This window comes from Pseudoalteromonas sp. OF7H-1 (assembly GCF_022347825.1).
GTDB classification, from domain to species: domain Bacteria; phylum Pseudomonadota; class Gammaproteobacteria; order Enterobacterales; family Alteromonadaceae; genus Pseudoalteromonas; species Pseudoalteromonas maricaloris.
In genome coordinates, this window is sequence record NZ_JAKRFX010000008.1 from 171,671 (window position 1) to 186,251 (window position 14,581).

Below are 14,581 nucleotides of genomic sequence, written 5' to 3' on the forward strand. Positions count from 1 at the left end.
TCAAGGAACGAAACTATTTAGTGATTGTTTTACATTAGTTTACACGTGGCTTTACGCCATAGCTGATACAGTGTTCTCTGTTCAAAAGAATAATGTAAATCGCTTACCCCCTGTTACTGTAAGCAGGTTTATCTAGCGCTTAAGGAGAGCAGCATGAATATTATAAAACCCACCCCCCCCTTACTTTTTGCAGCCGTCATGCTCACCAATCATGTCCATGCTAACGAAGCCTTTCCAACGTTAGAAGGACCTTGGCTTGGCCAGACACCGCCGGGGTTAACCGCGCAGCTTTTTGCCCCCGATATCATCTCGATTAATGGTCGTTATGAATTCGGTGTGTCGTTCTCTCCCGACCTTACAGAAGTGTATTTTACCGCCTTCGAAGAGCAAGAAAATGTGGATTCAAGCCCACGGATCATGTATTCAAAAATAGAAAATGCACAGTGGACTCAACCTCAAGCCGCAAATTTTACTGGTGGAAGAATGAGTTATGAACTGGTCCCTCATGTAAGTTTGAACGGCAATCGGATTTACTTTACCGCGCGTTCAGATGATCCCAAAGCGTCCGGAATTTGGTACGTTACCCGCGGCAAAGATGGCTGGAGTGAGGCTAAAAGGTTCGATTCGGCAATAAATACGGGTAAGTTTTCAGACTTCAACCAAAGCGCAAATGGCGACACTGTTTTTTCCAATATGTCAGAACGCAAAATGTATACCGCAGAAAATAAAAACGGCGCGCTTACAACTCCCAAAGCCATTGATATTGAGTTTGGATTTCATGGTTTTATTTCGCCCGCTAACGATTACCTATTGGTTAATAGTCGTCACAGAGGCGATAAAAGTCGAAAAGATAACGACCTATATGTCTATTTTAAGGAGCAGGATGGCACTTGGTCTAGCCCTATAAATTTAGGTGAAGGGGTCAATACCCCTTATTCAGAAACCGTCCCAAGAATTACACCCGATGGTAAATACCTGTTTTTTGGTAGATATAATGAACCCGGTGATGTATCAAACATTTATTGGGTAAGCACCGAGGTCATTACCCGGCTAAAAGAAACTTATTTTGCCGGAAAGTCGACTAAGCAGATTTAGCAGCGTATTCGATATGGCAGCTCAACTTCGAGCTGCCAGTTACCTCTCTTTAATTGCTGATGGCTAATTTACACTGAGCCGAACTATTTATCTCGTCCTGCAAACTCTACCTCAACCATCTCGATAGCGCCGCGTTTTTGCATGGTAATAAATAAGCGTTTCCCCTCCTCGCCACCAAAAGCCACATTGGTCGGATGCTTGCCTTTCAGTTTAATTTCTTTCATTAGCTTGCCCTGAGGTGAAACCACAGCGACCACACCAGCGCCATAACGGGCGATATAAAGATTGCCTTGGTTGTCCGTACGCATACCATCTAAGCCAAAATCGGTAAACGAGATAAATAATTGTTTGTTACTAATATTGCCTTGTTCATCTAACTCATAGCGCCATACTTTACGCTGCACGCTTTCATTCACATAAAGTGTTTTATTGTCAGGGCTAACTTCAATGCCATTGGTGGTGCCCATATCCGCTTCCAATAAGGTTACTGCTCCGTTTGTATTTATACGCCAAAGCTTACCGCTACTGGCTTGCCAATTAGGATCGCTGGCGAAAAGAATTCCGTTGTCCATGATCGCAAGGTCATTAGGTTGATCCATGCGATTATCGTGAGCAAATACCGTCACGAATTGTGACAAGTCACCACCTTGTGCAAGTGCCGCTTTGGTGACTTTAAGCACGTTATGATTGACGTAATCGGCTATATACATATTGCCTTGCTTATCAAAGCGAATACCGTTACCAATAGAGCCATTTTTTAACGTCAGCAGGGTTTCCGCTCTGCCTTGCGCAGTCACTTTACCAATGGTGCCTTGCTGTTGATGATTAACCGCATACAACACGCCGGTATCATCCACCGCAGGTCCCTCAATACCTTGCGTGAAAACACCATCCGTTATCCAATCTTGTGTATCTACAACCATGTTGGCAGCTACATAACCACTGCTCTGTAGCAAAAATAAACTGAGTATGACCTTTCTCATGACTTTCCTATTTACAATGAAGGTAAAGCGCTCGAACTGGATATATTCCAGTTATGACCACTTCATCCGTTAAATTTTGCAGCGCTAACAGCTTGCTATCTAGGTGCGGAGCCTGTAAAGCCCCTTTACAAACCTCAAGCACTTGCTGACTCAATGTAATAAACTGCGTCACCGTTAACGCCGTTGAGTGTGCTTCTGTAAGTTTGGGACTTTGCTGTAACAGTGTTAACGCCTCAAGCCCCGCTTGCCAACGTTGCAATATCACGCCAATGTGCGCTAAGGCAGTGTTATCACCAGCAATATAGCTTGCGACTCGCTCCTCAAGCAGCCTCACCTGACGGCTTTCAACCGCAATATAGTCGACAAATTTATCAAGCGCTGCAAACTGGTGATACTCGTCGTTTAAGAACTTAATATGGTGACGTGTGTAATAGTGACTTGGCTCTACGAGCTCAGCAAGATGAGTGAGTAATGCAAGCGTAGCCTTGCGCTTTGGTTCATCCAAGGTTGTGCTGATAAACCTATTAAAACCCGCTTGTTGCTGCGTTTTATGACCTAAGCCAATGACGTTATGTGCAAAATCGCTAATATCCTCCAACCGCGCGTACATCTGCTTGCTATCTGTAAGCGTTTTAGCGGACCATAAACGCTCGGCAATCACAAAAAGCCGCGGCCATATTCTGACATCAAGATTATGTTCGGTGACCATTTCGCTCCAAATGGTCGCCTCGCCACCTAAAATACGTACACCAATTTCTTGGCTTAACGGTGTTGAAACCTCGACTGGTTGTGGTTTTTCAAGCGCCTCAAGTGTGAGCGGATAACGGCTATTACCAATCATTGCCGCGCCTTGTTGCTGCGCTGTATTAAACTCAAACTGTAACGGTCCCATCCAACTATCCATGGCTGCGGTAAATTGCTGAGTCTTGCTAGTAATTGGCTTATCTGTTTGTGCTAGCTGATGGCGGTTGTTATTAAGCTTTATAAGCACTTGTTCACCCAACACCACAAGCTCGCCTTTGACTGCGCTGCCTTTTAGGCGTGGGATGGTAAAGGCTAAGCTTAATACTCGCGATTGAGTGAGATCCACTGTCGGTAGCACCGGATGTGGGTCGTTACGGTAATGAAATGATGAATACTGCGGCTGATCAATATAAAACCCGGTTGATAAAATACCTTGATAACCTGCTTCTGCAATTGCAGTTAATGAATCATGACCACGCCAAGACTGCACGACAGTATCCGTAGGCAACGCCGGATGAAAAATTTCATCCCATCCCATCATCACACGTTGGTGCTTAGCAATAAGCTTTTGTACGCGAATATTAAAGTAATTTTGCAGGTCGTGACCGTCTTTCAACGCATGTTTTGCCATTAACTCCTGTATTTCAGGGCTTTCCAACCAATGCTCAGGTTCTACCTCGTCACCCCCAATATGCAGGTAGCCGTCTGGAAATAGACTCGTCATCTCAGCCAGTAAATCGTCGATAAAGGCGTACACATCAGGACTTGCGATATTGAGCAGTGGCTTAAATACTCCCCAATGACGCTCCATCTCATAAGGTTGCGCTTTAGTCATCAGCTCTGGGTAAGCGACGGCAATCGCGCTTGCATGCCCCGGCATACCAAATTCAGGCACCACGCGGATCCCTAAAAGGCTTGCATACTCAATCACTTCTTTCACTTCTGATTGACGATAATACAATCCGTCTGAGGCCAGTTGAGTCAGCTTAGGAAACACCTTACTTTCCATTCGCCAGCCTTGGTCATCAGTTAAGTGCCAATGCAAAACGTTTAGCTTTGCCGCAGCCATACCATCGAGTTGGCGCTTTATTGTCGCAATTGGCATAAAGTGGCGAACACTATCAATAAGTAGCCCACGCCAAGGGAAGCGGGGACTATCGCTGATCGTTGTATAGGGGAGTATGAATTGACTCGATGTATTACTCTGGGCCAATTGTAATAGGCTAGCAAGACCGTGCTGCGCGCCGAAAACGGAGGTTGCGCTAAGCACTATTCCACCCTTTTCAATATGAAGCTGGTAGTCTTCTGGCATATTCAGCTGAGGAAACTGTAACTCGGTTTCGATATTTTCTACGCGAATGGTTAAGTCCGCTTTGCCACGCTTTACTACCCGTATCGGAATAGGTTTTCCAGTAATGCGCTCAATGTATTGCTGCATTCTGGCGAGCAAAAATGCCTGCCTCTGCGCACTAAAGCCGTGTATCGCAACCTTGATTTCGTTATCAAATACTAGCGAGCCTTCGGTCATACTCACTTGTTGCGGCATGGGCATAAGCGACAGTGGTGTTGCCTTTGCAGTTAAAATCGGCAACAACACGGTGAATAAAAAAAGACTAAAATACATTCTCATCATTACACTATTCCTGAGTAACAAGCTTTGGCAGAAAGTCGGCAGATATCAGCGCGCCGTGATGCTGGATCACCTCGGCGGCAACTTGGTGTGCAAAGCACGCAGCCGTTTGCAAATCGCGACCTTTCAGCCAATGCGCTAGAAACCCCGCCGCAAACGCATCGCCCGCACCACAGGTATCTAAGATAAGCTGCGGCGCTATGTTTTGCGCCGCGATATAAATAGGTGAAGAATTATTAGGTGGCGCGATCACGCATGGCTGAGCACCTTGGCGAATAACTAAGAGTTGTGAGCTTTGCTTTTGATGCTCTGCGATTATTTCGTCCACATTTGCGGTGCCATACACTCCATATTCGTCCTCGTCGGTTAAAAATGCGATGTCTGCCAGCGCCATTACAGCCTGATAACTCAATTTTGGGTTATCACTACGCCAAAGGGTTTGGCGATAGTTGTTATCAAAAAAGATGAGCCCACCTCGGTTTTTAAACGCGGCTAACGCCTCAAATAAGTGCTTTCTCTGTGACTCATCTAGGATAGCAAGGCTTATTCCAGAGAGATAAATTGCATCAATATCCTTGTTGTGAAGCGCCTGAGTTAAGGTCTCATCACGCTTAAAATACTGCCTTACGGGGCTGTGTTCACGGGCAAAGGTAAAGCGTCGTTCCCCTTTCTCATCGAGCGTAATCCAGTACTCGCCAACCGCGCTATGTGGTTCAAGCACAATATAGTCTTGTCTGATGTTGGTGTTTGACAACATATCAAGCAAGTTTGTACTGGCCTTGTCCGTACCAATGGCGCTGGCAAAACTGACTGCGATGTGGTTATCGTTGCTTTGCTTGAGTAACTGAGCCAAATACCAAGCCGTGTTAAAGGAATCACCGCCAAACGAGCTAGTCCCGTCTGCTCTATGCTCCACCATACATTCACCAAAGCACAGCAACTGTTTTATTGCGCTTTTCATGATGCCACTTCCGTTTTTTCGGGCGATGCGGTAACACTGGGTTTTGTCACCACACTCGTCAATACACCAAACATCAAAGCACTGAGCAGCGCAGGAATAATCGGGTTACCAAAATAAGCCAGCCAACCGTCGTTCATACCAACGAGCAGGGCAGCCACTGAACCTGCCATCAAGGTGACTAAACTGCCTTGCCAAGTATAACCTTGCCAAAAGCGCCCCAATAACCCCATCACACAAAGCCCCGCTAATACAACGGAAATCATTTTGGTGATATAGCTAATAATGTCGCTCGACAACACCGCCATAAATAATGCCAGCGATACGGTAGTCAGCATGGCAATACGAGAGACCAAAAGCGGATTGTGTGGCGCAATATTTCCCTTACACCAAGTCAGATAAATATCAGCAACCAACACACTGACTCCAGCAATGGCGTCGGAGCTGGCACTAGAAAGCGTTGCAGAAATACCCGCCAATAAAATAAAGCCGCCAATCAATACCGGCATCGCCGTTAACGCCAAATAGGGGAAAGCAAATGAAGGGTTGTCTAAACTCGAGTTAACTGCATAAGCACCAATACCAATCACCGCAGGAATACATGAAAACCCTAAATAAAGTAATCCCGAGATAATAAACGACATACGAATACTGCCTATGCTTTTGGCGGAATAGATCCGCTGCCTAAACGATGGGGTTGCCAATACGCCCACCAACACCGCCAGCGCCATTGAAATAGCAGGCAACAAACCAATATTTTGATATGAAAAGAGCCCAGCTCCCGCTGCAACCGAAGCACTGGTTAGCGTTTGCCAACCACCGACCACCTCGACTACAAAGTAGGTCATCAACAAAAAGCCCGAAAACAAAATAACAGCCTGAATAGCATCCGTCCAGACTACCGCCGAATATCCACCTAAGGTCACATATACCGCAAGCCCCAGTCCAATAATCAGTTTTGCACTGTTCTCATCTAGCCCAGTAAGCCAGGCTAAATACATGCCCCCGCCAATCAAATGTGCGCCAAGCCAGCCGACACTTGCCGCGTAAATCAATATTGCTAAGAGCTTTTTAACGACTTGATGATTGCCTACATAGCTTGCTAACTCTTCACTCATTGTCGCGAAGCGCTCAGCCCTAACCGGCGCAAACAACCAAGCCAGCAATAAAATACCCAGCGCGCCGCCAATGCCATAAAGCGTGCCCGCCCAACCGTGTTGATAGGCAAAGCCGACCGCTCCCATCGACGAGCCGGTGCCGACCATAGTGGCAACGGTGGTACCTAGCGTCAGCATCAGCGGTACTTTTCGCCCAGCTAATAAATAGTCGCAATTTGACCGTTGCCACCGAGATGCCAGCCAACTCACCATTATCATGGCAGACAAATACAACAGAAAAATAAGCAAATACACTTGCTGACTATCCGTCATGCTTCTCCTCCTGTGAACATTGTTGTTCGTATAACGTCTATTCGCCTTTGTAACAGGTGACATCGACCTCAACTTTACAGTCCACGACTAAGTCGGCCACCATGCAAATTCGCGCAGGAGGATGCGCTGAAAAATACTCTGCAAAAACCTTATTAAAGGACTGAAAATATCTTGCGTCAGTTAATACCACAGAAACATGCGTAACATGCTCAAGGCCATAACCTGCCTCGGCCATAATCGCGATACAGTTTTCTATGGTCAGACGCGACTGCTCAACAATGCCACCCTCAACCACTTCACCATCTCGCATTGGCGTTTGCCCCGAGACCTTTAACCAACCGCCAGCTTCAACCGCTCGTGCAAAGGGTAAGTGTTGTCCACCAGTACCCGTACCGCCTTCAGCACCTATTCTTCTTATTGTCATGTTAACCTCTTGATGATTTTTTTGATTTTTATTAGTTTTGACGCGTTAAAAATCGTCCTGCTCGGCCGAAATCGACAATGGTGTCTGCATTCGCGCCCTCAACATAGCTGAGCTTGCCATTCACCCAAACCTTCACAATGCCTGAGGCAAGTTGTTTTGGATTACTGTAACTTGCTTGGTCTAGAACCCGATTGGGGTCGAATAACACCAGATCGGCAAAGTAACCAATTTGAATATTGCCACGTTGCCGCAGCTTAAAGCGCGCTGCTGGCAACGCTGTCATTTTGTAGATAGCCAATGCCAACGGCAGCGATTGTTGTTCTCTACAATAATGTCCAAGCACCCGCGGAAATGTCCCCCACAGTCTAGGATGCGGATGCGGATCGCACGGCAAGCCATCAGACCCCACCATGCTGTGTTCATAACTTAAAAATCGCTGCACATCATCTTCCAGCATACAGTGATACACAGCGCCCGCTGGCTGCAAGCGCTTTGCTGCTTCACGCTGAGACACTTGCCATTGCGTAGCAATGTCTGCCAAGCTTTGCTGTGCAAGTTCTGGATGAGACTCCGACCAAGTAATAAAAATGTCCGTCTCCTCCGTCACTTGATTAAGATCTAAGGTGCTTGAACTCGCGGCGTAAGGATAGCAATCGCAGCTCACTAGGTGTGTTTGCCTATGCTGTTCAAAATGCGCTAATACCTCAGACGCTCTGCCCCAATTCTCTCTACCTGCGCATTTTATATGTGAGATAACCAGCGGCAGTTTGGCATGCTCTGCCGTTGCAAAGGCTTCGTCCATGGCTCGGATGACTCCTTGAAATTCTGTACGTAAATGCGTGGTATAGATACCATCAAATGGTGTAACAACCTCGGCCAACGCATTCACTTCAGCTTGACTTGCCCCCTTCGCATTGTAATAAGCAAGGCCAGTACTAAACCCTATCGCCCCTTGCACCATCGCTTGATGCAGCAAGGTTTTCATCTGTTCAAGCTCTTGCGCATTAGCGGCTTGAGATAAATCCGTCATGACCTGCGCTCTGAGCGTTGTATGACCAACTAACATGGCTAAATTCACACTCGGAGCGGCCTTATTAAAGGCATGTTGATAATCCTGTAGTTCACGATAGGCGAATTCTGATCGCTCCCCGAGTAAGTTAATGGGGTCGAGCGGCGCTTGATTTGTACAGTAAGGCACTGCGCTAATGCCACAATTCCCAGCAATGACGGTGGTGACACCTTGGCTCACTTTGCTCAGCATATGGGGGCCTCGCAACACTTCAAGGTCATCATGGGTATGTACGTCAATAAAACCCGGCGCGAGCACTAAGCCCGTAGCATCGATGCATTGCTGTGCTTGCAAATGGTTGCAGTTGCCAAGCGCAACAATTTTGTCTTTGCTAATCGCAACATCCACCACTTGCGCTTCAGAGCTTGGTTCAAAATACACCGTTGCGCCTTGAATGAGGGTATCAACATAAAGAGATGAGCTCAGCATTAATCCCCCAAAGGAAAGCGTTTATCGGCAGGTGGCATATTGCTGTTTTTATCTCGATGCTGATCTAACTGGGTTTTAAGCCGTCGGAGTTTTTCTCTTGAGCGCTTTTGATTACGGATAGCAACTTCGCTCGACAAAATGTCCACCGCTGCCATCATGGCATAGCGTGCAGCGCTGGGCTTAAATATGTAGTCACTTTCTTGAGTTTTGATGGCTAAGTGGTGATCGGCAATGTCCGCTAAGTCGCTCACTGGACAAATAGCAATAATCTCTGCACCATACTCTTTGGCGATAAGCGCCGCCGCTTTCACATCAGGAGAAACACCACTAAGCGAGAGACAAATCACCACATCCCCTTTATTCACCGTTGCCGCAACCATGCGCATCATCATAGGATCGGAGTGAGCATTACTAAGTACGTCCAAGCGAAATAAGCGATTTTGACATTCTTGTGCCATCAAGCTGCTACCACCACCAACCCCAAAAATTAAGCAATGACGTGTGGCGCAAATCACTTCACTCGCCTGCTCCACAACCGCTTCATCGATGAGTCCCGCATTGAGCGTGAGGATCTCCTGAATAGAGGTATAAACATGAGAAATCTTTTCTTTTTCAATTGGCTCAGGATTTGTAAAACGCTCACCAATTGCGGCTGATTGTGTCAGCTGAAACTTAAGGTCACGTACATTGGTACAGCCTAGGCTGCGCGCTAACCGTGTGATGCTGGCATGACTGACCTGTGCTTTTTCGGCTAACTCACTAATGGATGCGCTTGCGGCAAAGTTAAGCTCAGCCAAAATAAGCCGGGCAACTTTTTCTTCCGCAGGGCTAAAGTGCCCCAAACCTTCCTTAATTTTGCTAATAATGTCCACAGCTTCGCCTCAATTAAAAATAGGTAGAAATGGTTTGGGTGATCACCCAATCTCGCTCGACAACACCAATTTGTCGCCACTTATCAAAGGTCAAGCAAGGATGAGAAGTCGAAAAGCAGATCATATCGCCAACCTGTACCTCGCACCCAGATGCAATACTTACCATAGCATGTTGATCCATGATTGTTTCGACCTTTACCGCGCCGTCTAATGAGCACAGCTGCTTTGACGGCGGAGAGTAAATCAGCTCTGGTGTGGGCATGCCAGCATCAAATGCGACATCCCTTTTACCCATACCAATTATCGCGACACCCGGCTCTGGAGTCGAAAGCACGTAAGCCCATATGCTTAAGCTCGACACCAAACTTTCCCCCAAATCGCAAGCGAGATTGCTCCGTGATAACACAGCTTGCTGCGCATCCTGATAGATCCCGGTATCGTGAATAAGGTAGCAGCCGGGACGGATCACAAATCGAAATTGCTGAGCCTGTTCACTTTTGTTTAGTGTCTTTGTCACAACATCGTACCAAGCAGACCCCGCCCCCGTGATAATAGGTAACGCCTTTGAAAACACGTTTTTTTGTCGTAAATCTTCCGCTGTTTTTATTACTGAACTAACGAATGTGGCGATCCTTTGTTCGGCATTATCACCGTGGATCACGCCTTCATAAAATCCGATGCCTGCTACCTCTAAGCTAGCATATTGTTGGCATACATTGACCAGCTGCACTAACGTTGCAAGATTGCGCCAACCAGCGCGACCGCCTTCAACCCCCACCTCGAGTAAAATAGAAATACGCAGCGACTGCCGGGTAAAAAATGTGCCTAAGGCATGGGCATTTGCAATAGAGTCAACAAAACAATAGAGCTCAACGTCAGTATCAGTTAGCATGTTTGCAACTTGCTTCATATGATATTCGCCAACAAGTTGATTCGCTAAGATCACTCGTTTTGCGCCCGCGACTATGGCCACGGAAACTTGTGGCACAGTCGCTACCGTGACGGCCCATGCGCCATGTTCAAGCTGTAGCTTAAATAGCGCTGGTGACATCGTTGTCTTGCCGTGGGGTGCCAATAATACTTGGCTTTCCTTTGCAAAATTCGCCATCCAATTCGCGTTGTGGCTGATGGCGTCTTGCTTTATCACTGCAACTGGCAAACTTACCTGCTCTGCGAGAATATCCCAGCCGCTACCTTCTAGTTGCAGTGGGTCGCCAGTGCCTTTCGCTAATATTGTCATTGTTTATTCAAATCCTTGAGTTTAAACATTAGTTCCCCACGTCAAAATAGTACATTGACTTACTGCGATTGGTATCAGGCCAAGCTGCACTTGGCCTTTGCTGACATTAGAAAGTCGCACGGACGCTCAATGCAAAACGTCTATCCGTGGTAAAGTTGAGTGCCTGCGTTTTTGTCCCAGCTTGGTCCATCTGATACTTGGTTTTGGTTTCCGTATCCAATAAATTGCTGGCTTCAAAACCCACTTTCCAATGGTCGTTGATGGTGTAATACAAGCTTGCGTCCATCATACCCGACGCCTCTGCATAAGCAGGGACATACTCTTCAGATTCCCTAAGTGTGAGCAAATACTCAGAGCGCCAAGTGTATGCAAGGCGAAAAGAAATGTCCTCGTATTCATACATACCGATGATATTAAAGTTTTGGTCTGAGTAACCTTGTAGCGGCAAACCTCCAAACACTCGGAAGGTATTACGATTATCGGTCAGCGGGTTACCATTTTCATCGAAACCAAGCGTGCCTTTAGAGACTTCATTTGGATCTTCAAGTCCATCTTGATCGATATAGGTAAAGTTAAGTTGCAAACCTAAACCGCTCCATGCTCCCGGTAACATGTCGTAGAATTGAGAGTAGGAAAACTCCATCCCACGAATGGTGCCAGAGCCCGTGTTAGCGGGGCCGTAAGCAGAGACATCATAATCTTCGCCGCCATAAGACACATCAAGATCAAAGGCGCGGCTACGGATTATATTATCTAGCTTTTTGTGGAATAGCCCTACCGTCACGTAACCTGCGGACGCGAAATACCATTCGGTAGTTAAGTCAGTATTGATCGCTTCTTCAGGCTCTAAATATGGATTCCCAGAAAGTGCGGTTAGACTGATATCGTCTAGCCCAACAACGGGGTTAGTTGCCTCGTCATAATCAGCGCCGGGAGTTTGTAGCACGCGAGTGTAATCCAAGTTAAGAATACTGATATTTCTGGCATCAACTAAATTTGGGTAATACAGCGCTTTTGACGCACCAAATCGCACCACTACGTCTTCTGATACACCAAAACTCAAATTTAAGCTCGGAAGCAAAGTGCCGTAATCTGTACCTTCAACGGTACTGAGTTCAGACTCTCCCCCAGCAATGTCGTAATATCGCTTATATTCTGCTTGCTGCATCACATTATTAAGTGATGTCCCCTCTTCACCACGTTTGATGAGGGCGGGTTGCACCAAAGCGCCCGTAGACTCAAGTTGATAGTTTACGTAGCGCAGGCCAACATTGCCCACCACAGGAATGTCTTGAAACTCGAAGTCAAAATCACCACGAATGTAAAATTCAGTACGCTTCTCGTTAGTCGAACTTATATTGTGTGCGGCGAATGGGCCTTCAACGCGATTGGGTTTGTCTTCATAAGGTACATAAGTGCCAGAGCATGTGCCGTTGTTTGCCGCACTGTTGGTGGCATTGTGCCAACCATCACGACAACCTTGGCGCAAAGACTCGGCGTAGTTTTTCACCAGCTCCATGCTTGGGAACAAGAAGTTATTGACCGGCCCCTGTAATACCTGACCATTGTAATAATCTGAAAAATCAACGCGCTCAAATAATTCTGGACGATTTACCGCCGCGGCGGCATTTCGGTCATCTTGGATCCAAGGGGTGCCAATTGCAGACCAGCCCTCGTAAGCGGTATCTCGCACCGTTAGGTCTTTATTTGACATATAAAAACCGGAACTGACACTCGTGAAATGACCGTCTAGCTCATACTTAAAATCCAGTTTAACACTGTCTGATTCTGCCGTGTTGCGCTCAACCTGCTCCATACCGCTGCCCAAAAACAGGTTAGGCACAGGTCCATTCCAATCTTCATTGGGTGACCAACCTGCCGTTAGAATATTGTCACTGAGAAACTCTACTGTCGGCCTTGAGCCACGCATATCGAGGAAATAAGGCGAGACAACGTGGACATGGTTTCCCCGTGTTTGACCCGACATACTGTAGTTTTGCACTTCTTTGTCGGAGTCGATCCGCTGGTAATCAAAATCAACCGTCAATCTATCTATTGGTTTTAACGTTAGTTTAAATGAAGTGTCCTTCACGGTATTTTCGTTGTAATTCCAGCGGCTACGATAAAAGAATGGCGTTTCGGGGCTCACGCCAAGTGCAATACCGGAAGTCACAAAACCATCATCTGTAGTGAGTGGATGGCCACTTTCCGTATTTTCAGTCCAATTTTGTGAAGACCCCATGAAACCTTTAAAGCCTTGAGCTGCTTGTCCTATTTGGCGCTCGTTCCACTCAAGAGATGCTTCTGAGCGAATGTGCTCTAATGTCGCAACTATGGTCTCATCGGCATTTGCCCACTGCAGTGAAGAGGTTAAGCCGGTACGTTCACGGTCATTGGTTGCTGTGCTCATATGGATAGCGACAGGCACATGCCATACACTGCCAGCTGGTTGCCCAGGTAAAGCGGGGCCATCCACAGGCGATGATGGATCAACACCTGTTATGCCACCCCATTGATCCAAGGTAGGAATAAAGGAATCGCCTCGAGAGTGGAAGTTGCCAAGGCCAACACCATCTCCTCGAGTCTGATATTCTGATGAAGAAGCTGCAATTAAAAATCCGAACTTACCTGCACTGGTTTCCCAACTGTCGGAGAACAGCGCTGAAAACGAAGGCGTCACTTCTTCTCTAAAGTCGCCATAATTGGCCTTTGCATTGAACGAGATAAGCCGCTCATCAGAATCGAATGGTTTGCGGGTGATAAGGTTTACCGTGCCAGATATACCGCCTGAAATAAGATCTGCAGTTTGGTTTTTAACCACTTCCACTGCGCCTAGCAATTCAGCAGGAAAGTCTTCATAGCTCAAACCGCCTGACGGATTTGCACTAAAAGCGTCTCTGCCGTTCACCTCAGAGCGAACCCTGTCTAGGCCACGAACCAGCACGCCTGTACCTTCATCAGCATAATGTTTAGGGTCATCGGATGATGCAAATCGCTCAATCGTAACACCCGGCACACGCTGCAGCGCTTCAGTCACCGATTTGTCTGGTAATGCCCCGATATCTGACGCCGTGATCACGTCTTTGACCGTATCAGCGAAGCGCTTAATGTTTTGTGCGCTATTGATACTGCCTCGGATCCCGCGAACTTCAATGACTTCAACCGCTTCGTTCTGTTCCGAGGTTTTGACATCGCTGTCATTTTGACCCACAGTTTCAGCGGCAACCCAAAGTGGAGAAAGCCCAAAAAGTACAGACGAAACCGCAAGGCTCAGTTTGCTTCGTTTAGGGTTATGTTTACCAATATCGGTGACTAGTTTTGACATTTTGTTGTTCCTTTCTTCTTTTTAAAAACCAGTGAAAAAGCCAGCAATGCCATCACTAGCACCACAGCTCAAAAACCTACCACACAGTGATGTGCTCTAAACGCCCCAACACATCACATGTTACTTACTAACAAAAATACAATATTACCTTGTTACTTTTTAACATTACAGACTAAAAAGCAAACACTTTTTTGCGTAAAATTTGGCTATGTGGACTATGGTTTTGAAATGTAAGGAATTAAAATTAGTTACATCTAATCTAATGTTTAAGAGAAAATATTGACAGTTACGTTTACATATCTGGTTAATGACTTGTTCAAACAGCTTTAAATCGAATGAGTTTTGTATTCAGTTTGCCGTACATTGGCGGGAAAATTAAGAA

Annotated in this window: 10 protein-coding genes; 1 reads left to right on the forward strand and 9 read right to left on the reverse strand. The window is 46.5% G+C overall.

Going from position 1 to position 14,581, the window contains the following annotated elements; genetic code table 11:
* Window positions 1-153: 153 nt before the first annotated feature.
* Window positions 154-1,095, forward strand: coding sequence for a PD40 domain-containing protein (locus tag MHN30_RS12110; RefSeq protein WP_130165700.1), 942 nt, complete (start codon window positions 154-156; stop codon window positions 1,093-1,095).
* A gap of 83 nt (window positions 1,096-1,178) precedes the next feature.
* Here the strand turns inward: MHN30_RS12110 and MHN30_RS12115 are convergent, their stop codons facing one another.
* The 9 genes from MHN30_RS12115 to MHN30_RS12155 form a co-directional block, all read right to left on the reverse strand.
* The gene (locus MHN30_RS12115; protein WP_130165699.1) at window positions 1,179-2,078 is read right to left on the reverse strand and encodes an SMP-30/gluconolactonase/LRE family protein; all 900 of its coding nucleotides are present in this window, start codon (window positions 2,076-2,078) and stop codon (window positions 1,179-1,181) included.
* 7 nt (window positions 2,079-2,085) lie between these two features.
* Entirely contained in the window at window positions 2,086-4,455 is a 2,370-nt protein-coding gene (locus tag MHN30_RS12120) for a family 20 glycosylhydrolase (protein ID WP_239359787.1), read from the reverse strand.
* Window positions 4,456-4,459: 4 nt separating this feature from the next.
* A complete protein-coding gene (locus tag MHN30_RS12125; protein ID WP_239359788.1) occupies window positions 4,460-5,413 on the reverse strand; it encodes a sugar kinase in 954 nt (317 codons plus the stop codon).
* The gene (locus MHN30_RS12130; protein WP_130165697.1) at window positions 5,410-6,840 is read right to left on the reverse strand and encodes a sodium:solute symporter family protein; all 1,431 of its coding nucleotides are present in this window, start codon (window positions 6,838-6,840) and stop codon (window positions 5,410-5,412) included. The genes MHN30_RS12125 and MHN30_RS12130 overlap by 4 nt, the downstream gene beginning before the upstream one ends.
* Before the next feature lie 37 nt (window positions 6,841-6,877).
* Window positions 6,878-7,264, reverse strand: coding sequence for a RidA family protein (locus tag MHN30_RS12135; protein ID WP_130165696.1), 387 nt, complete (start codon window positions 7,262-7,264; stop codon window positions 6,878-6,880).
* A gap of 31 nt (window positions 7,265-7,295) precedes the next feature.
* The gene (locus MHN30_RS12140) at window positions 7,296-8,762 is read right to left on the reverse strand and encodes a D-aminoacylase (protein ID WP_130165695.1); all 1,467 of its coding nucleotides are present in this window, start codon (window positions 8,760-8,762) and stop codon (window positions 7,296-7,298) included.
* A complete protein-coding gene (locus MHN30_RS12145) occupies window positions 8,762-9,634 on the reverse strand; it encodes a MurR/RpiR family transcriptional regulator (RefSeq protein ID WP_045988986.1) in 873 nt (290 codons plus the stop codon). Before MHN30_RS12145 ends, MHN30_RS12140 begins: the two co-directional genes overlap by 1 nt.
* 13 nt (window positions 9,635-9,647) lie before the next feature.
* Window positions 9,648-10,874, reverse strand: coding sequence for an amino acid deaminase (locus MHN30_RS12150; protein WP_130165694.1), 1,227 nt, complete (start codon window positions 10,872-10,874; stop codon window positions 9,648-9,650).
* A gap of 106 nt (window positions 10,875-10,980) precedes the next feature.
* Window positions 10,981-14,199, reverse strand: coding sequence for a TonB-dependent receptor (locus tag MHN30_RS12155; protein WP_130165693.1), 3,219 nt, complete (start codon window positions 14,197-14,199; stop codon window positions 10,981-10,983).
* Window positions 14,200-14,581 lie beyond the last annotated feature (382 nt).